The sequence below is a fragment of the Streptomyces mangrovi genome, assembly GCF_900114215.1.
In the GTDB taxonomy this organism is placed as follows: domain Bacteria; phylum Actinomycetota; class Actinomycetes; order Streptomycetales; family Streptomycetaceae; genus Streptomyces; species Streptomyces barkulensis.
The window spans coordinates 1-19,435 of the sequence record NZ_FOSG01000029.1 but is presented as its reverse complement, the minus strand read 5'-3'; the positions used below and the strand labels follow the sequence as shown (position 1 = coordinate 19,435).

The following is a 19,435-nucleotide window of genomic DNA, read 5'->3' as shown; positions in this document are numbered from 1 at the left end:
GGTTCCCGGCCGCAGCGGCGCTCCAGCGGCGCTCCAGCGGCTTCTTCCACACTGCGTAAAGGCATGACTACGGCCATGGGCCGCCACCCCCTGAAGCCCCGATAGTCAGAGAGGTACATCATGGCTATTTCGACTGAAAACGTCTCTTCCGCCGGTGAGGAGGTGACACCTCTTGCGACGGACGCGGAGCCGACCGCCGGCGCCCCGGCCGCCGAGGACGTGCCGGACCCCAAGCGCTGGCTGGCGCTGCTGGTGCTGCTGGTCTCGGCGTTCATGGACTTCCTCGACGGCACCATCGTCAACGTGGCGGCGCCCGCGATGCAGAAGAGCCTCGGGGCGGGCTATTCGGCCATCCAGTGGATCATGGTGGGCTACCAGCTCGCCTTCGCCCTCCTGCTGATCCTCGGCGGACGACTCGGCGACATCTACGGCCGCAAGAAGGTCTTCCTGATCGGCGTCGCCGGATTCACCATCACCTCCCTGACGGCTGGGCTCGCCCAGGAGCCGTGGCAGCTGGTGGTCTCCCGCATCGCGCAGGGCGCGTTCGCCGGCGTCATGGTGCCGCAGGTGCTGTCGATCATCCACGTCACCTTCACCACCGCCAAGGAGCGCGGCGCCGCCTTCGCGATGCACGGCGCCGTCAGCGGCGTGGCCGCCGCCATCGGCCTCTCCGCGGGCGGTCTGCTGGTGGCCTGGGACCTCTTCGGCCTCGACTGGAGGCTGATCTTCCTGATCAACGTGCCGGTCGGCATCTTCGGCATGATCTACGGCTCGAAGGTGATCAGTGAGTCCAAGGCACCGCAGGCGCTCAAGCTGGACGTCATCGGCGTCGTCCTGGGCACCGCCGCCCTGGTGATGGTCATCTACCCGCTGCTCCAGGGCCGCGAACTGGGCTGGCCGACCCTGGGCTTCGTGTCCATGGCCGCCGCGGTCCCGGTGCTGGGCGCCTTCATCGCCTGGCAGAAGCACAAGACCCGCAAGGACAGTTCGCCGCTGGTCGCGCTGAACCTGTTCCGCATCCGCAGCTACTCCTCCGGCCTCGGTGTGAACCTCGCGGTCTACATCGGCGTGGGCATGTTCAACATCGGCTGGATGCTCTACATGCAGATCGGCCTGGGCTGGTCCCCGATGCGCGCGGGCCTCACCAGCCTGCCGTTCTGCATCGGCGCCTTCCTCACCGCCACGATGTCGGTGATGGTGCTGGTGCCGAAGTTCGGCCGCAAGGTGATGCAGATCGGCGCCCTGGTGCTCATCGCGGGCCTGCTCGACTTCATCTGGGTCGCCGGCAACTACGGCAGCGGGGCCGAGTCCCTGCACCTGGCCCTGCCGCTGCTGCTGATCGGCATGGGCTTCGGCCTGGTCGCCACCCCGCTGCCCCTGGTCGTCACCTCCGAGGTGCCGGCCGAGGACGCGGGCTCGGCGTCCGGCCTGGTCAACACCAACACCCAGCTCGGCTTCGCCATCGGCGGCGCGCTGGTCAGCGTCGTCTTCTTCGCCGGCCTGGCGGGCAACACCGGGGCGGCCGTCGACGGCCAGGTGCCGGAGCTGCGCAAGGAACTGGCCGCCACCGCGGGGCTCTCCCCGGAGCGCGCCGACGACGCCATCGCGGCCTACCGGACCTGCATGGTCGAGCGGTCCCGGCAGAAGGACGTCGCGGTGACCCCGGAGAGCTGCGCGTCCGTCCCCGTCCTGCAGGACAAGGATGTCGCCGCGGTCCTGGAAGCGCATCGGGAGGACGCCACCGGCGTCTCCTTCGCCAAGAGCTTCCAGACGCTGATGTGGGCCTTCATCGGGATGTCCGCCCTGGTCATCCTGCTGATGTTCGCCATTCCCAGGCAACTGATGGGACAGGGCGGCCCCGAGGGCGCGGACGAGCCGGAGAAGCCGAAGCCCGCCGCGGTGTGATCCCCGCGCACCCCGGTCGCTGTCACGGGGGGTGGGCCGGCGCCCTGAGCCGGTCCGCCCCCCTTCGACATGCCCGGACGGGGACCACCGGCCCTCGAGCGCCGGTCCAGCCGGTCGTCGGACGGTGGGCCGTACCCGCCGCGGTAGTCGGCCGCCGGCGGCACCAATGAGGAGGGACGATGGCCGATCGGCGCTTCCAGCTCTACGACACGACCCTGCGCGACGGAACACAGCAGGAGGGCCTGGCGCCGACGGTCGAGGACAAGCTCGCCGTCGCACGCCACCTGGACGCCTTCGGGGCGGGCTTCATCGAGGGCGGCTGGCCCGGAGCCATCCCCAGGGACACCGAGTTCTTCCGCCGGGCGCGCACCGAACTGAACCTGCGCAACGCGGAACTGGCGGCCTTCGGGGCCACCCGCAGGCCCGGCACCCTGGTCACCACCGACCCGCAGGTGCGGGCGCTGCTGGAGGCCGAGACCCCGGTGGTGACCCTGGTGGCCAAAGGCCACACCCGGCACGTCGAACTCGCCCTGCGCACCACGCTCGCCGAGAACCTGGCGATGATCGGCAGCACCGTACGGCATCTGGTGCGGGCCGGCCGCCGGGTCTTCGTCGACGCCGAGCACTACTTCGACGGATACCTCGCCAACCGCGAGTACGCCCTGGAGGTCGTCCGCGCCGCCGCCGAGGCCGGCGCCGAGGCCGTCGTGCTGTGCGACACCAACGGCGGCTCGCTGCCCGACGGCATCGGCGCCGTGGTGGCCGACACCCTCACCGCCACCGGCGCGCGCCTGGGCATCCACTGCCACGACGACTCCGGCTGCGCGGTGGCCAACACCCTGGCCGCCGTGGACGCCGGCGCCGACCATGTGCAGGGCACCGCCCACGGCTACGGGGAGCGGTGCGGCAACGCCAACCTGTTCACCGTCGCCGCCAACCTGGTCCTCAAACGGGGCCGCACGGACGTCGTCCCCGCCGAGCGGCTGCGGGAGATGGCCGAGACGGGCCGCGCCATCGGCGAGCTGACCGGGGTGCACGCCCACCCGGCGGCCCCGTACGTCGGCGCCTCCGCCTTCGCGCACAAGGCCGGGCTGCACGCCTCCGCCCTGCGCGTGGACCCCGACCTGTACCAGCACATCGACCCGGCCCGGGTGGGCAACGCCATGCGCACCCTGGTCTCCGACATGGGCGGGCGCTCCTCCATCGAGCTCAAGGCCCGGGAGCTGGGCTACGAGGTCTCGGCCGGCTCCGAGCCGGTGGCGCGGGCCGCGGCCCGGGTCAAGGAGCTGGAGGGGCGCGGCTACAGCTTCGAGTCCGCCGACGCCTCCTTCGAGCTGCTGCTGCTGGAGGAGCTGGCCGGCGGCGGTCTGGAGCACCCCTTCGAGGTGGACGCCTGGAAGGTCGGGGTCGAGGAGCGGTCCGGCGGCGAGGTGCGCACCGAGGGTTCGGTGCGGCTGCGGATCGACGGCACGCCGCTGGCCGCGACCGGCACGGGCAACGGGCCCGTCAACGCCCTGGACCGGGCGCTGCACCAGGCGCTCGACCCGTTCTTCCCCGAACTGGCCCGGCTGGAACTGGCCGACTACCAGGTCCGGGTGCTGGGGAACGGCTCGGGCAGCGCCGCCGCCGCACGCGTCCTGATCACCTTCACCGACGGACGCCGCCGCTGGGGCACCGTCGGCGTGGACGGGAACACCGTCGCCGCCTCCTGGCGGGCCCTGCTGGACGCGGTCCGCTACGTCCTGCTCACCGAGCGCGGGGCCGACCACCGCGCCCACCGCCGCGCCGCGGTCCCCGCGGTCGCGGCCGCGGGCTGACCGCGCCGTCCCGGACGGCACCGACGACACCCGGACGAGATGGGGAGTGGACCGTGCGAGTGGAAGACATCTACATACGGGGGACCGGGGTGCGGCTCCCCTCGTCCCTGCCGGTGGCCGACGCAGTGGCGTCGGGCGCCTGCCCGGCCCGGGTGGCGGCGGCCACCGGCATGGTCTCGGTGGCGTACTCACCGGACGAGTCCGCCGCCGAGATGGCCGTGCACGCCGCCCGCACCGCCCTGGACAGGGCGGGCGGCAGCGGTGGCGACACCGATCTGATCCTGCACGCCGACACCTACCACCAGGGCCAGGACCTGTGGCCCGTCGCCTCCTACGTACAGCGCGAGACGCTCGGCAACAGCTGCCCGGCCATCGAGATCCGGCAGATGTCCAACGGCGGCATGGCCGCCCTGGACCTGGCCCACTCCTACCTCACGGCCGTCCCCGGGCGCCACGACGCGCTGCTGACCACCGCCGACCGGTTCTGCGAACCGGGCATCGACCGCTGGCACACCGACCCGGGCACCCCGTACGCCGACGGAGCCACCGCGCTGGTGCTCTCCCGGCGCGGCGGGTACGCCCGGCTGCGCTCCCTGGCGATGCTCGCCGACCCCGAGCTGGAGCCCCTGCACCGGGGCGACGAGCCGTTCGGGCGGGCGCCCTTCTCGCACCGCGTCCCGGTGGACTTCGAGGAGGCCAAGCGCTCCTTCGTGGCCCGGGTGGGCATGTCCTACGCCGTCACCCGCGCCCACGCCGGGCAGCAGACCGTGCTCAAGCAGGCGCTGGCCGACGCCGACCTGGAACTGGGCGAGGTGGACTGGGTGGTGCTGCCGCACTTCGGGCGGCGCCGGCTGCGGTCCATCTACTACCAGCCGTTCGGCATCGACCCGGCCCGCACGGCCTGGGAGTGGAGCCGCACGGTCGGGCACCTGGGCGCGGGCGACCAGTTCGCGAGCCTGGACCACCTGGTCGTCTCCGGCCGGGCGCGGCCCGGCGACAACTGCCTGCTGGTCGGCGTCGGGGCCGGCTACAGCTGGGGCTCGGCGGTCGTGGAGATCCTGGACCGGCCCGAGTGGGCGCACGCTGCCTGAGCACGCCGCCTGAGCACACCGTCTGAGCACGCCGCCTGAGCACGGCGGCGCGAACCCCCGAACCCCTTGAACGCGGCGGGCCGGCACCGCCCGGCCCGCGCCCCCCCCGCCCGGCGGTCCGCCGGGCGGGCTCGAACACCCCTCCTCCGGCGCTCCAGTCCTGCTCGAGCGCACCCTGCCAATCTGACACAGGCGCCGTGCGAGCGGCGCGACCCGAAGGGAAGATCCGCCATGGTGCCGAACACCGCCACCGCCGTCGCCGAAGCCGCCGGAACCGGGGCCACCGGGACCGCCCGGACCCACGTCACGGAGCACGCCGTCGTCGTCGACGCGCCCGCGGACACCGTCTACGGCCTGGTCGCCGACGTCTCGGCCTGGCCGCAGGTCTTCGGCCCCACCATCCACGTCGAGGTGCTGGAGGAGCACGCCGACGAGCAGCTCCTGCGGATCTGGGCCACGGCCAACGACCAGGTCCGCTCGTGGACCTCGCACCGCATCCTCGACAGCCGCGCCCGCACCGTCTCCTTCCGCCAGGTGGCCTCCGCGCACCCGGTGGCGTCGATGGGCGGGAAGTGGCTGGTGGAGCCCAACGACGACGGCGGCAGCCGCGTCGTCCTGCTGCACGACTACACCGCCGTGGACGACGACCCGGCGGCGGTCGAGCTGATCGAGCGGGCCGTGGACCGCAACAGCCGCGCCGAGCTGGCGGCCCTGAGGAACGCCGCCGAGCAGAGCGGCGGCGCGCGGGAGGACGGCGGGCGGACGGGTGCGGAGGACGGCGGGCTGCGCTTCACCTTCAGCGACTCGGTGGACATCGGCGGCTCGGCCGAGGACGTCTTCGCCTTCCTCGACCGCGCCGACCTGTGGCCCGAGCGCCTGCCCCACGTCGCCCGCATCGGCCTGGAGGAGTCCCCCTCCGACGGCGGCGGCTCCACCGTCCAGCGCATGGACATGGACACCCGCAGCCCGGACGGCTCCCTGCACAACACCATGTCCGTGCGGGTGTGCTTCCCCGACCGGTCCGTCATCGTCTACAAGCAGCTGCGGGTACCGGTGGTGATGAGCGGGCACACCGGCCGCTGGGAGATCGAACCCCATGGAAAGGGCGTGCGCGCCACCTCCTGGCACACCGTCACCCTCGACCCCGAGGGGGTGCGGCAGCTGCTGGGCCCCGAGGCCACGCTCGCCGAGGCGCGCGCCAAGGTCCGGCAGGCCCTGGGCGCCAACAGCACCACCACCCTCCAGCACGCCAAGCGGTTCGCGGAGGACCTTCATGACCGACCGTGACCTCAGCAGTCCGCTGACCACAGTCCACCGGTTCACCGTCAAGGGGGACCCGCGCCGGTTCGAGCAGGAGTTCCGGGAACACTCCCAGTACCTGCGCGGCCGGCGGGACTTCTCCTATCTGGTGACCGTGCGGCTGCTGGACTCCCCGGCCTCCTACGTCCACGTGGGGCACTGGCGGAGTCTGGAGGGCTTCATCGAGACCGTGCACACCGAGACGTTCCTCGAACACGTGCGGTGCCTGGAGCCCATGGTGGACACCGAGGCCGACCAGGCGGTCAGCGTCGACCGCCTGCTGGTGCGCAACGCGCTGCCCGGGCACGACAACGTGGTGCTGCTGCCGTGCACCGTGCTGGGCGGGGTGCGGGAGTTCGAGAAGGAGGCCCGTGAGCTGTTCCGGTTCCTGGCCGGCACCGGCGGCTTCGGCGGCTTCGACCTGCTGCGCTCGACCTTCCGGCCGCAGCGGTACCTGGGCATGGCGTGGTGGGCCGACACCGGGTCCTGTGAGCGGGCCCTGGTCAGGGCCGAGCGCGCCGGGGCGTACGGCGGGCTGGGCCGGGCGGCGCGCTTCCGTGTCGAGCGCACCCGGCACATCGCCTACGAGCGGGGGCTCGCGGCCTGAGCACGGCCGCCGGGAACGACGGGCCGGGCCCTTCGGGGCCCGGCCCGGCCGCGTCCATCCGACCGCGTCCATCCGACCGCGTCCGCCCCGCGAGCGCCCCTCGAGCCGCGGGGCGCACCCTGCCCGCATGGCCAACGACACACCACAGGCCCTGCTGACCGTCGTACGGGGGAACCCCGACGCGGGAGAGCTGGCCGCCGTCACCGCCGTACTGCTGGCGCTGTCGGCCCACCGGACCCCCGCGGACGCGGACGGCCCGGGGGAGCCGGACGCCGCGGCGGACGCCGGTGACCCGGAGGCGTCCGCGGACCGCGCCGGCTGGCCGGCCGGGCGGACCGGCTACCGCCCGCCCACGGCATGGTCGCGGGCATGACGGGGAGTCGGCCCGGCGGACCGGGGGCGCCCGGCGGTCCGGGGGATGTCGAGTCCGGTTCGAGAGGACGTTCGTACCTTCCCGGAGAAGTCACACGGGCCGGTGCCGCGGGCACGGCGGCCACGACGGCACGCGAGGGGGAGGCGATGAACGGTTACCGGAGCTTCACCGATCTCATTCTGTCCAGGGCCCGGGACACGCCCGGGCGGGCGGCGCTCGTCCTGCTGGGCGAGGCCGGTGGTCCCGGCGGCGAGCAGAACGCCGAGACCGTCTCCTACGGGGAGCTGGACCACGAGGCCAGGAAGCTGGCCGGCTGGCTCCAGGAGCACGGCGCCCAGGGCGAGCGGGTGCTGATCCTGCAGTCCTGCCGGCGGCTGTTCGCCGTCAGCCTGGTGGCCTGCCTGTACGCGGGGGCCGTCGCCGTCCCCGTGCCGCCCGCGGGCGGCCGCCGCCACCACGAGGAACGGGTGACCGGCATCGTCAAGGACGCCGCCGTGCGGTTCGCCCTGACCGACTCCGCAGACGCCCCCGAGGTCTCGCGGCTGCTGGCCGGCGCCGGGTACGGGGGCGTCGCCTGCCTGCCGGCGGACGCCGTCCCCGGGGCGGGGCCGTGGCACCGGCCCGACCTCGGACCCGACTCCGTGGCCTTCCTCCAGTACACCTCCGGCTCCACCCGCGACCCCCGCGGCGTGGTGGTCACCCACGGCAACGTCATGGCCAACCAGGCGGCGATCGGCCGCGCCCTGGGCACCCGGCCCGGCGACCGGCTGGGCGGCTGGCTGCCCTTCCACCACGACATGGGACTGGTCGGCCAGCTCCTGCACCCGCTGTGGCTGGGCGGCACCGCCGTTCTGCTGTCCCCCACCGCCTTCGTCAAGCGGCCGGTCCGCTGGCTGGAGGCGATCTCCCGGTACGGCGTGCGCGTCAGCGGCGCCCCGGACTTCGCGTACGAGCTGTGCCTGCGCCGGATCACCGACGAGCAGCTCGCGGGCCTGGACCTGTCCGGCTGGGAGGTCGCCGTCAGCGGCGGCGAGCCGGTGTGCGACCGGACCCTGCGCGCCTTCACCGAGCGGTTCGCCGCGGCCGGGCTGCGGCCCGGAGCGCTTACCCCCTGCTACGGGCTGGCCGAGGCCACCCTGCTGGTGACCGGCGCCGTGCGCGGGCCCGGCGGGGATCCCGCGCGGCTGGTGGTGGACGCCGCCGCGCTGGAGCGCCACGAACTGCGCGAGCCGGCCTCCGGCGCCGCGCGGCGCACCCTGGTCTCCTGCGGCCCCGCCGCCGACGGCGAGGTGCGCGTCGTGGAGCCCGCCGGCGGCGAGGTGCTGCCCGAGGGCCGCATCGGGGAGATCTGGCTGCGCGGCCCCGGTGTCGCCCGCGGCTACTGGGGCCGCCCGGCGGAGACCGCACTGGCCTTCGACGGACGCACCGCCGACGGGGACGGCGGCCACCTGCGCACCGGGGACCTGGGCGCCGTCGTGGGCGGCGAGCTGTACGTCACCGGCCGCCTCAAGGACATGATCGTGGTGGCCGGCCGCAACATCTACCCGCAGGACCTGGAGCGCACGGTGCAGCGGGTCAGCTCGCTGTTCGGGGCCGCCACCGCGTTCGCGGTGCCCGGCGAACGGGACCGGATCGTCGTCGTCCAGGAGCTGCGCGCCCGCGGCCGGTACGACATCGACCTGGCCGCGCTGACCTCGGCGGTGGGCAACCGCCTGACCGAGGAGTTCGAGGTGCGGCCCGGCGGGGTGCTGCTGGTACGCCCCGGCACGGTGCGCCGCACCACCAGCGGCAAGGTGGAGCGCGCCGCGATGCGCGGTCTGTTCCTCCGCGGCGAGCTGCGGCCGCTGCACGAGGAGATCCTTCCCGAGGTCAGGGAACTGATGACGGCCGGGGCACGGTGATGGGGGCGTACGGGGACCGCGCCGACGCGCTGGAGCGCGCCTTCGGTCCGCTGGACGACCCGGCCAACCCGCTGGGCCAGGACGCGATCCTGGCCGCCGACGCGGCGGGCCGGGTGCCCGCCGGCGCGGAGGAGGTCCTCGACGCCCACCGCTTCAACGCCGAGTTCGTGCCCGCGGAGCTGGGCGGCGGACTGTCGCGGATGGACGGTCTGGGCCGGGTGCTGCGGCCGGTCTTCCGCCGGGACGCCTCGCTCGGCTTCGGCCACGGGCTCAACTGCTTCTTCGCCGCCGCCCCCGTCTGGATCGGGGGCAGCGCCGGGCAGCGGGCCGAGGTGGCCGGGCATCTGCTCCAGGGCCGCCGCGTCGCCGTGGCACGGCACGAGGTGGCGCACGGCAACGACTTCGTCCGCGAGGAGTTCACCGCCCGGCCCGCCGGCGGCGGGTTCCTGCTGAACGGCAGCAAGTCGGTGATCGCCAACGCCTCGCGGGCCACCGGACTCGTCGTCTTCGCCCGCACGTCCACCGGCGGCGGCGGACGCAGCCACTCGGTGCTGCTGCTGGACCGGGACGGGCTGCCCGAGGGCCGGCTGACCGACCTCGCCAGACGTCCCACCAACGGGATGCGCAGCGCCGAGTTCGGCGGGCTGCGGGCCGCGGACTGCCCGGTGCCGGGCGGGGCGCTGGTCGGCGAGGCCGGCGGCGGCTACGAGCTGTCCCTGCGCTCCTCGCTGCTCATCCGGGGCCTGATCCCGTCCATCGTGCTGGCCGGGGCGGACACCGCGCTGCGCACGGTGACCCGGTTCGCGGTCCGCCGCCGGGCCACAGGGCGCTCCCCGCTGGACGTCCAGCATGTGCGCGACGTCCTCACCGGCGCCTTCCTCGACCTGCTGCTGAGCGACTGCCTGGCCCTGGTGGCCACCCGGGGACTGCATCTGATGCCCCGGCAGACCAGCGCGTACGCGGCCGCGGCCGCCTATCTGGCCCCGAAGATCGTCGCGGAGTCGATGGACGAGATGTCCGCCGTCCTGGGCGAGGAGAGCCTCGCCCGGGACGGCGCGTACGCGATGTTCGCCAAGCAGCTGCGCGATCTGCCCGTCACCTCGCTGGGCCATGCGGGCAGCGCGGGCCGCCAGGTCAGCCTCCTGCCCCAGCTGCCCTTCTTCGCGCGGCACGTGTGGTTCAACGACGCCGAGGCGCCCGCCGAGCTGTTTCGGCCCCACGGGGACCTGCCGCCGCTGGATCCGGCCGGGCCCGCCCTGCTGGGCGACAGCGATCCGCTCGCCGCGACCCTGGTGGCCACCGACGGCCTGCTGGGCTCCGACGGCCTGCCCGGGGAGGCCCCGGGGGAGCGGGGGGCGCTCGGCGCGCTCACCCGCGCCCTCGTCGCCGAACTGGGCGAGCTGCGCACGGCGTTCGCCGGGATCGGGGCGGACGACCGCGCGGCCCTGGTCGATCCGCGCAGCTTCGCGCTGGCCGACCGGTACGCCCTGGTGCTGGCCGCCGCCGCCTGCCTGGGCGTGTGGCGGGAGCAGCGGTCCGGCGGCGCGGCCGGAGCCTTCCTCGCCGACCCCGCCTGGCCCACCGCGGCCCTCTACCGCCTGTGCCGGCGGCTGGGGCTGCCGCTCCCGGAGCGGCCCGCCGCGTGCGAGAGCCGGGTGCTCGCCGAGGTCCTGGCACGGCTGCACGGACGGCGCAGCTACGACCTCTACGGCACGGGTCTGGCCTGACCACCCCCGCGCCGCCCCCCTTCGGATCGCTGAATAAGGAGCGCGAGATGTCCGTACCCCCCCGCCGGGTGCGCGAGCAGGCGTACGCCGACTGGCTGACGGAACGCCTGGCCCACTACCTCGGCCGGCCGGTGGAGGAGGCCGTGTCGTTCGCCGAGCACGGCCTGGACTCCGTGGCCGCGCTCAGCCTCTACGGCGACATCGAGGAGAAGTACGGCCCGCTGATCGACCCCACCGACGTCTGGGCGTACCCGACCGTGCGCGCCCTGGCGCGGTATCTGGCGCTGCGGGACCCCCGGCCCGGCGGGGACGGCCGGGTGCGCGCGGCGTTCGTCTTCACCGGGCAGGGCTCCCAGCATCCCGGTATGACCGCCGGCCTGTACCTGCACTCCACGGGGTACCGCGCGCATCTGGACGCGGCGGCCGACGCGCTGCTGCCCTACACCGGCCTGTCGGTCGTCGACCTGATCCTCAGCGGGGACGCGCGGATCCACCAGACGGCGTTCGCCCAGCCCGCCCTGTTCGCCGTCGAGTACGCCCTGGCCCGCACGCTGGAGGAGTCGGGGGTGTGCCCGGTGGCGGTGCTGGGCCACGGCATCGGGGAGTTCGCCGCCGCCACCGTCGCCGGGGCGCTGACACTGGAGTCGGCGGCCCAACTGGTCTCCTTAAGAGGGGCGTTCATGCAGTACCTGCCCTCCGGCGGCGGGATGACGGCCACCTGCGCCCCCGCCTACGAGGCCGCCGAGCTGCTGTCCTGCGAGCCCGGCGTGAGCATCGGGGCGGTCAACGCGGCGAAGGCCACCGTGCTGTCCGGGGAGATCGCCGGTCTGGAGCGGATCCAGGAGAAGCTGGCCGCACGCGGCATCGCCGCCACCCCGCTGAAGGTCACGCACGCCTTCCACTCCCCGCTGATGGCGCCGGTCCTGCCGCGCTTCGAGCAGGTGGCCCGGAGGCTGCCCGGCGGCGCGCCGAGGGTGCCGTTCTACTCCACGGTGCGGGGCGGCTACACGGGCGAGCCGCTCTACTCCCCCTACTGGTCCCTCCAGATCACCTCCACGGTGCGGTTCGCCGACGCGGCCCGGCAGCTGCTCGCCCAGCAGGCCCCGACCCATGTCGTCGAGATCGGCCCCAAGGCGGTCCTCACCCCCTTCGTGCGCCGCATGGGCGGCAGCCGGGGGCCGGTCTGCCTGGCCATGTGCCGGGGGCCGGAGAGCAACGCGGTGGACCTCGCCGGAGTGCTGTCCGAGCTGGACGCCGGCCCGCTCTCCCTGTCTCTGGCGGAGGGCTGAGGTGGCGCCTTCCGCACGGGCCGCGGGAAGCGGTGAGCACGGGGGAGGGGGGCCGGGCCTTCTGGAGGTCGCGGGCCCCCACGGCCCCTGGGACCGGGTCCGGGGGGAGCTGGCGCACCGGGGGACCGCGGTGGTGGCCGGGCGTCTGCCCGACTGGCGCCTGCCGGGCGGGGAGGCGGCGCTGCGCCGGATGCTGGGCCGGGACTGGCACCGCTACGAGGCCATGTCGCAGCCCCTCATGAAGGAACGTTTCTCCGCTTCCCGGCTGCTGCTGCGGCACGTGATCGCCGCGGCGATCGACACGGTTCCGGAGCAGGTGGACCTGGCGTACCAGCCCGGCGGGCGGCCGTATGTGCGCGGCTGCGACCAGATCGACATCAGCCTGAGCCACACCCGCCGGACGCTGGTGGCCGGGATCACCCGCAGAGGCCGGATCGGGGTGGACGTCGAGTCGGCGGACCGCCGGATGGCCGGCACCGGCTCGGAGTCCCAGGGCTGCACCCCGTACGAGCTGGCCCGGCTGGACGAGGGGGAGGCGGGTGAGCGCAACGCCACGCTGGTGCGGTTGTGGACCCTGAAGGAGGCGTACAGCAAGGCGCTCGGCCAGGGGCTGCGCTTCCGGTTCACCGAGTTCGGCTTCGACCTGGGCGCGGACCGGATCCGGCTGGTGCGGCCCGACGGCACCCCGGCGGACGGCGGCGAGTGGGCGTTCGGCACCGGAGTGCTGGGCGGGGATCCGGGCGGGGATCCGGACGGCGGGCAGGACGGGGACCCGGGCGGGGGGTACGTCGTCGGCACCGCCGTGTACGACTCCGGGTTCGGCGAGACCTCCGACCTGTCGGTGCGCACCGCCCTGGACGCCGGCCTCCTCGACGCGCTGCTCGGCGCGGCGGCCCCGCCGACCGCCTTCGAGGCGGACCCGCGAGCGGCCCCGTGAGCGGCCCCGCGGGGCACCCGGGGCACGCGGCTCAGGGGATCCAGCCGGCCTCCTCGGCGATCCGCACGGCGTCGATGCGGTTGCGGGCGTTGAGCTTGGCGACGATGGTCGTCAGGTAGTTGCGGACGGTCCCCTTGGACAGGTAGAGGGTGCCGGCGATCTCGGCGGCGTCGGCGCCCTGCGCGGCCAGCCGCAGCACCTCCAGCTCCCTGGGGGAGAGGGGGTTGTCCGGGCAGTCCCAGGCGGACAGGGCCAGCTGCGGGTCGATGACCCGCTGGCCCTGGGCCACGGAGCGCACGGCGTGGGCGAGCCGGTCGGAGGGCGCGTCCTTCAGCAGGAACCCGGTGACGTGCGCGGCCAGGGCCCGGCGCAGGGTGCCCGGACGGCCCAGGCTGGTGAGGATCAGGGTCCGGCAGTCGGGAAGCCGCTCGTGCAGCTCGGCCGCCGCCGTGAGGCCGTCGACACCGGGGAGGTCGACGTCCAGTACGGCCACGTCGGGCCGGGTCGCCAGCGCCCGCTCCACGACGAGGTCCCCCCGGTCGACGGCGGCCACGACGCTGAAGTCGGGCTCCAGCTCCAGCAGGGCGACCAGTGCTCCCCTGATCATGTGCACGTCCTCGGCGAGCAGGATCTTCACCGCCAGCATTGGCCCCCCAGACCAGGATGGCGCCCGGCTCCCGGACCGGACGCTTGTGTCAGGCCGCGGATCTCGCGGCGTTCGCCGTGCCCAGCCTCCCGGCCTCCGGCGGATGCGCCGCCGCCGCGGGATGCGCGGGGGCCTGTGCGACGAGGTGGAACCGGCCGTCCTCGCGTACGCCCGCCTCGACCCGGCCGCCGATCGCCGCGAGCCGGTCGCGGAGGTTGCCCAGGCCGCTGCCGCTGTGCGCGGAGCGGTCCGGACGCTGCCCGGCCACCCCGTCGTTCACCAGGCTGAGCACGACGGTCTCTCCCTTCGACTCGACCGATACCACGCAGGTCTGGGCCTTGCTGTGACGGAGGATGTTGGTGACGCCCTCCCGCAGCGCGGTCGCGAGCACGGTGTCGGTGACCGGGTGCAGCCGGCCGCAGGAGACGTCCGTCCGCGCGCGGATGTCGGCCGTCGCCAGGATGGCGGCGGCCGACTCCGCCTCCGCCGCCAGCGACATGTCGCGGTAGCCGCTGGCGACCAGCCGTACGTCCGACAGCGCCTGCCGGGACACCTCCAGGACGGAGGCGATCTCCTCACGCGCCCGGTCGGGCCGGGAGTGCACCAGGCGGTACGTCAGCTCGCTCTTGAGCGTGATGGCGGACAGGCTGTATCCCAGCAGGTCGTGCAGGTCGCGGGCGAACCGCAGGCGTTCCTCGGTGACCGCCATCCGGGCCATCTCCGCCCGCGACGCCTGCACCTCGGCCACCAGATCGCTCAGCCTCGCCGTCCCGTAGAGGATCAGTCCCGCCATCATGGTCGAGGTCGTCAGATAGACGACCGTCACCCAGTCCAGACCGGCCGAGACGGTCATGGCCAGCATGGTGCCCGCGATCACGCCGTAGGAGGGCCAGGCCACCCTGCCGGGGAGCAGGAGCAGCAGCGAACCGGCCAGCGGGCCGGCCATGCTCCCCCAGTTCAGGCCGAAGAAGAGGAACGGCAGATAGGTCAGCACGGCCTGCGCCAGCAGGGTCGCGCAGCGGCGGCGCGGAGACCAGCGCTGCGCGCGGGGGGATATGTGGAGGAACTGGAAGACGAAGACCGCGGCCACACACCCCAGGCACAGCAGCACCTGGCTCCGCTCGGCGCCGCTGCGCAGGACGTTGAGCAGCGAGATCCCCGAGTAGTACAGCAGGGTGGCGACCGTGATCGTCCTGGCCAGCTTCGGCGCGAGCAGTTCGCGGTGGCGCGTCTGCGACCGCAGGGGAGACGTGCTCCGGGCCCCCGCTTGAGCGGGAGCCCGGAGGGAGGAGACGCTGTCCGGGGTGTCGTGCACCTGGCTGCTCCTCGGTCAGAAGCCATGACGTTGAACCACGAGTTGACCGCATCGTATTGGCCATCGGCTGACTCTGGCCACCGGCGAGGAGCAGCGTCCGAAATCAGACGAACAGCGGGACCGGATTCAGGTTCTCGTAGGCCGTCGGCCGCTCGAGTCGGCCAAGTGTCACCGGTATGTCGAACAGGCGGCCCGGCGCGAAACGCGCCCAGAAGTGGCGCAGACCGGGGGCGATCACCCTGACCACCGGAACGCCCACGTCAGGGCGCGTCTGATCGAGCACCAGCAGCTCCGTTCCACGGGCTTCGAGAAGGGAGCGCGCTGCCTCCACATCGTCGTGCAGATCGTGACGAGGGGTGTGCGCGTAGTCATGGGGGGCCAGGGGGGTCGTTGACTGGCTCGGAGCCAAATATGGCTGGTTTCTTATGGTCGCTCGGGTCCACCACTCCACCAGTTCGGCGGGCGCGGCACCATATCCGGCCCCTTTCTCGGCTTCTCCGGCTTCTCCGGCTTCTTCGGCGTTCCCGCCGACGCGGGCCACCGAGGCGGCCAGCTGCCCCATCTCCGTCAGCGCGCGGCGCAGCGCCAGCCGGGGGTCGAAGTGGGCGCCGAATCCCAGGACGATGTCCTGCGCGGGCTTGTCCGTGCGCCGCGACAGCGCCGCCATCACGGGAATGCCCAGGTCGGAGGTGAGATCCAGGACCCACAGATCCCGCCCCATCCGCGCGTAGACCTCCCGCAGCCCGGCGAGCCAGGGTTCGTCGAAGGCGTCCAGGTCCACGGCCGGCTGACGGGTGCGGTTGTACCACCACAGGGCCACCGCGTCGCGCTCGACCAGCTCCAGAAAGCCCTGGACGACGGCGTCCTCCAGACTGCTGCCGGCCGCGTTCCCGTTGGAGTCGGCGCGGGGCTCGCCCGCGTCCGGGGAGGTGCGTTGGCCGAAATACAGCATGGAGGTCGGCAGCAGCCGGTGGGTCCGGGCCGTCAGGGACCACACGGGCGTCCACTCCACCGGGCGGTCGGCGTCGAAGGGGGCGCACACCTGGTGGAAGGGGGAGGCGGTGGCGTTCCAGCGCTCCCGGTCCCGGAACTGCCGCTCGTCGAAGAGCTGGCACGCGTTGGGGTGGATCGCCTGCTCCCCCAGGCCCCGCAGGCTGTCGTACACCACGGGCTCGTCGCCCTGGCGGGTGGCGCTGTAGCGCTCCACCGCCTCGCACAGGGCGCCGACCTCGGCCTCCAGCGCGGTGACGCCCTTGCCGCCGCTGAGACTGCGCAGCCCGCCGCGGAGGTCGGCGAGCGTGTGCGCGTCCAGCGCCAGATTGTGGCCCGAGACATAGGAGTTGAGGCCCTCGGGCAGCCGGTCGTCCCGACGGACCTCGCGCACGATCCCGGTGACCGGGTCCACCAGATGCCCGTACCGCTTCAGGACCTCCTCGGGAGTGAGGGCGCGGTCGTTGCTCCCGCCCCGCGCCGCCTTCGGCCGGGGCGCCAGGGCGACCGGCCGCCGCACCAGCCCGGAGACCAGCGACGGGTCGCCGCACTCCGGGCACTGGGGGCGCCGGTGCACCGTGTGGTGGCCGGTGCCCAGGGTGAGGGTGTCCAGGACGCGGACGGCGCCCTGGCCCTCGTTGCGCACCCCCGCCAGCCACTTGGCCGCCTCCAGCACCGCCATCCGCAGACCCATCCCCCGCCCGGCCGCCAGGGAGGCGGGCGGGCGGGGCAGGGGCGCATCACTGCCGATGGCCCGCTGGAGCGGCACCTCCGAACGGCGGTGGATGCGGATCCGGTGCGCCAGGCAGGACCAGCAGGGCCCCGCGCCCGGCCGGAACACCGGCCCCACCCAGGGCTCGGGGCCATAGGGGCCGGCCAGCAGCCAGGGCAGTCCCCGCTCGCGGTGCCAGGCGTCCACGGACCGCAGTCCGGGCGCCAGGTAGTCGTCGCAGAGCACCAGCGAGAAAACGTTACTGCCGAGTCCGCCGTCACCGGCGCCCTCCCGCCCGGCCCGCTCCCCCTCGGGCGCGGGGAGCGGGCCCAGCACCCTCAGCCCGGACTCCTCGCAGGCGGCGCGGGCCTGGTCGCCGTCCACCCCGCCGACGGTGACCAGCCGTACGGCGGTGCGGGCCAGCGCCGCGCCCGCGGCGCCGCCGTCCAGACCGGCCAGCTCCCAGTAGGCGGCCGCCGAGACGTCGGTCCCCTCACCGGGAGCGGACCGGTAGCCGACGAGATTGGCCCGTGCCAGTTCCCCGATGATCCGGCCGGCCTCCGCCGGAGGGACCAGGGAGCCCGCCTCGCGCAGCACCCCGGCCACCGTGCGGGTGCCGTCCAGCAGCGGGGCGAGTGCCTCGGCGGGCCGGCCGTACAGCGCCCTGACCCCGCGCGGCGAGAGCAGGTAGACCGCCTCGCCGGGCACCACCTCGGCCCGCAGATGGCGACGGAAGCCCACGAAGGGGCCGCCGCCGGCAGCCTCTTCGCGTTGTCTCACGCTCCCACCGGCCCCGGAACCTCCAGGCGGAAGTCGTCCGCGCGGGTGCAGCCGAAGCAGGCCAGCTGCTCGGCGTCGCGGGTGTCGAGCTGCTCCAGGTCCTCGATGAGCAGCGGGTCGCCGGCGTAGACCGGTTCGGACGCGTACAGTCCGAGCTCCGCGAGGATCGCCACGGAGTCCGGCACGCCGCCGTGGGGCGCCTCGGCGGCGGGCAGGCCGAACCCGGACAGCACCGCCACCGGGTCGGCGGTGTAGCGGGCCTCCAGGCCGGGCTCCAGCCCGGTGCGGACGGCCAGTTCGGCGAAGCGCCGGTCCTCCGCGCCGGTGTTCTCCGTCGAGGCGGTGGCGGACGTGTTGGTTCGCATGTGAAGACCCCCTGTGAGTCGGACGGCCGAGCGTTCGAATCAATCGTGATGATTGTGTGATCCCTGCCGCCGGGGAGCCCAGTGCGGCGTTCACCACCGACCCATGAGATTTTCACGACCCCGCTCATGAGCGCCTCACTGTGCGCCGCTCCCGCACCGTGCGAGCCTCACTCAATGCTCCGAGAGGAACCGTCAGGCGGACTGCCGGCGGATTGAGCTCGACAAGGGGAGAGCACACCATGGAGATCAAGGTTCTGGGTCCGCTCGCGGCGGTGGAGCGGGGAGTGTCTGTGGTCCCGAGCGCCGCCAAGCCGAGGCAGATCCTCGCACTGCTCGCCCTCCAGGCCGACCACGTGGTGACCGTGCCGACCCTGATGGAGGAGATCTGGGGCGAGAACGTCCCGCGCAGCGCCGCCACCACCCTGCAGACCTACATACTCCAGCTGCGCCGCAGGATCGCGGTGGCGCTGGAGGGCGATCCGGCGCGGGAGGCCAAGGACGTGCTGATCACCCAGCACGGCGGCTATCTGCTCCAGGTACAGCCCGGCCAGGTGGACGTCCAGGAGTTCGAGCAGCTCGCCGCGTCCGGCCGGGCCGCCCACGACGCCGGCGACGACCGCAAGGCCTCCGAGATGCTGGGCCGCGCGCTGAAGATGTGGCACGGCCCCGCACTGGTGGACGTGAGGGTCGGCAGTGTCCTGGAGCTGGAGGTCCTGCGCATGGACGAGGACCGGATGGCGGCACTGGAGCGCCGCGTCGACGCCGACCTGCGGCTGGGCCGGCACACCGAACTCGTACCCGAACTGCGGGTACTGGCGGCCCGTCACCCCATGCACGAGAACTTCTGCGCCCAGCTGATGGTGGCCCTGCACCGCTCCGGAAACTCCTGGCGGGCCCTGGAGGCCTACCAGCGGCTGCGCAACACGCTCATCGAGGAGCTGGGCATGGAGCCCTCGCCGAAGCTCCAGCGGCTGCACCACGCGGTGCTCTCCGGCGACCCGCAGCTGGACGCCACGGCGCACGCGGTGCGCTGACCGGCGCCGGCCGGTGCCTGCCGGCCGGCGCGGGACGGGCGCGGGAGAGGCCCGGCGGCTGCTCCAGCCGACCTCTAGGCGGCGTTCCTACGTTCGCCCGATGACGATCCTCGACGACATCACGACGAGTGCACCGGCACCGCGGACCGCCCCGGACCAGGACCTGGACCGGGCGCCGGACCGGGTGGCGGAACCCGGCCCCGATCTGCGCCGGGCCACCGCGGAACTGCTCCGGCTCAAGGAGGAGGTGGGCCGGGGCCCCGATCCGGACGCCACCCGCCGGCAGCACGCCAAGGGCAAGCTCACCGTCCGCGAGCGGCTGGACGTCCTCTTCGACGAGGGCACCTTCACCGAGATCGAGCCGCTGCGCCGGCACCGCGCCACCGGCTTCGGCCTGGAGGACCGCAGACCGCACGGCGACGGGGTGGTCACCGGCTGGGGCACCGTCCACGGCCGGACCGTCTTCGCCTACGCCCACGACTTCCGGATCTTCGCCGGCGCCCTGGGCGAGGCCCACGCGCAGAAGGTCCACAAGGTCATGGACCTGGCACGGGCCGCGGGCGCGCCGCTGGTCTCCCTCAACGACGGGGCCGGCGCCCGCATCCAGGAGGGCGTGACCGCCCTGGCCGGCTACGGCGGCATCTTCC

The 19,435-nt window shown here is 74.0% G+C and carries 16 protein-coding genes; 12 read left to right on the top strand and 4 right to left on the bottom strand.

Features of this window, described 5'->3' with window-relative positions:
- Positions 1 to 162: 162 nt before the first annotated feature.
- The 10 genes from BM237_RS26625 (at position 163) to BM237_RS26580 (ending at position 12,946) form a co-directional block, all read left to right on the top strand.
- Positions 163 to 1,905: an MFS transporter gene (locus BM237_RS26625; protein WP_175541146.1), complete on the top strand. Its 1,743-nt coding sequence runs from the start codon at positions 163 to 165 to the stop codon at positions 1,903 to 1,905.
- Between the two features lie 179 nt (positions 1,906 to 2,084).
- Positions 2,085 to 3,722 carry a citramalate synthase gene (cimA, locus tag BM237_RS26620; RefSeq protein WP_093852291.1) on the top strand — a complete coding sequence of 546 codons (1,638 nt, stop codon included), beginning with the start codon at positions 2,085 to 2,087 and terminating at the stop codon, positions 3,720 to 3,722.
- Positions 3,723 to 3,775: 53 nt separating this feature from the next.
- The gene (locus tag BM237_RS26615) at positions 3,776 to 4,813 is read left to right on the top strand and encodes a ketoacyl-ACP synthase III family protein (protein ID WP_093852290.1); all 1,038 of its coding nucleotides are present in this window, start codon (positions 3,776 to 3,778) and stop codon (positions 4,811 to 4,813) included.
- A gap of 231 nt (positions 4,814 to 5,044) precedes the next feature.
- The gene (locus tag BM237_RS26610; protein WP_093852289.1) at positions 5,045 to 6,100 is read left to right on the top strand and encodes an aromatase/cyclase; all 1,056 of its coding nucleotides are present in this window, start codon (positions 5,045 to 5,047) and stop codon (positions 6,098 to 6,100) included.
- The gene (locus tag BM237_RS26605; RefSeq protein WP_093852288.1) at positions 6,087 to 6,719 is read left to right on the top strand and encodes an antibiotic biosynthesis monooxygenase family protein; all 633 of its coding nucleotides are present in this window, start codon (positions 6,087 to 6,089) and stop codon (positions 6,717 to 6,719) included. Before BM237_RS26610 ends, BM237_RS26605 begins: the two co-directional genes overlap by 14 nt.
- 127 nt (positions 6,720 to 6,846) lie before the next feature.
- Positions 6,847 to 7,092 (top strand): acyl-CoA carboxylase subunit epsilon, encoded by a 246-nt coding sequence (locus tag BM237_RS26600; protein WP_093852287.1) that lies wholly within the window; start codon positions 6,847 to 6,849, stop codon positions 7,090 to 7,092.
- A gap of 146 nt (positions 7,093 to 7,238) precedes the next feature.
- A complete protein-coding gene (locus tag BM237_RS26595; protein WP_093852286.1) occupies positions 7,239 to 8,993 on the top strand; it encodes a fatty acyl-AMP ligase in 1,755 nt (584 codons plus the stop codon).
- On the top strand, positions 8,993 to 10,720 hold the full coding sequence (locus tag BM237_RS26590) for an acyl-CoA dehydrogenase family protein (RefSeq protein WP_093852285.1): 1,728 nt from the start codon (positions 8,993 to 8,995) through the stop codon (positions 10,718 to 10,720). The genes BM237_RS26595 and BM237_RS26590 overlap by 1 nt, the downstream gene beginning before the upstream one ends.
- A 47-nt stretch (positions 10,721 to 10,767) precedes the next feature.
- Complete coding sequence (locus tag BM237_RS29610; RefSeq protein WP_093852284.1) at positions 10,768 to 12,009, top strand: acyltransferase domain-containing protein; 1,242 nt, start codon at positions 10,768 to 10,770, stop codon at positions 12,007 to 12,009.
- Position 12,010: 1 nt separating this feature from the next.
- Positions 12,011 to 12,946, top strand: coding sequence for a 4'-phosphopantetheinyl transferase family protein (locus tag BM237_RS26580; protein WP_217655937.1), 936 nt, complete (start codon positions 12,011 to 12,013; stop codon positions 12,944 to 12,946).
- A 31-nt stretch (positions 12,947 to 12,977) separates the two neighbouring features.
- Here the strand turns inward: BM237_RS26580 and BM237_RS26575 are convergent, their stop codons facing one another.
- From BM237_RS26575 to BM237_RS26560, 4 genes are all read right to left on the bottom strand, one after another.
- On the bottom strand, positions 12,978 to 13,592 hold the full coding sequence (locus BM237_RS26575) for a response regulator transcription factor (protein WP_093852282.1): 615 nt from the start codon (positions 13,590 to 13,592) through the stop codon (positions 12,978 to 12,980).
- Between the two features lie 49 nt (positions 13,593 to 13,641).
- Positions 13,642 to 14,907 (bottom strand): sensor histidine kinase, encoded by a 1,266-nt coding sequence (locus tag BM237_RS26570; protein ID WP_245794066.1) that lies wholly within the window; start codon positions 14,905 to 14,907, stop codon positions 13,642 to 13,644.
- Positions 14,908 to 15,010: 103 nt separating this feature from the next.
- Positions 15,011 to 17,389: a TOMM precursor leader peptide-binding protein gene (locus tag BM237_RS26565; RefSeq protein WP_139238187.1), complete on the bottom strand. Its 2,379-nt coding sequence runs from the start codon at positions 17,387 to 17,389 to the stop codon at positions 15,011 to 15,013.
- Positions 17,386 to 17,754: a hypothetical protein gene (locus BM237_RS26560; protein ID WP_093852281.1), complete on the bottom strand. Its 369-nt coding sequence runs from the start codon at positions 17,752 to 17,754 to the stop codon at positions 17,386 to 17,388. Before BM237_RS26560 ends, BM237_RS26565 begins: the two co-directional genes overlap by 4 nt.
- A gap of 239 nt (positions 17,755 to 17,993) precedes the next feature.
- On the opposite strand from BM237_RS26560, the gene BM237_RS26555 reads away from it, so the two are divergent.
- Positions 17,994 to 18,788 (top strand): AfsR/SARP family transcriptional regulator, encoded by a 795-nt coding sequence (locus BM237_RS26555; protein ID WP_093852280.1) that lies wholly within the window; start codon positions 17,994 to 17,996, stop codon positions 18,786 to 18,788.
- A gap of 100 nt (positions 18,789 to 18,888) precedes the next feature.
- A partial coding sequence (locus BM237_RS26550; RefSeq protein WP_281253977.1) for a carboxyl transferase domain-containing protein occupies positions 18,889 to 19,435 on the top strand: 547 nt, incomplete at its 3' end.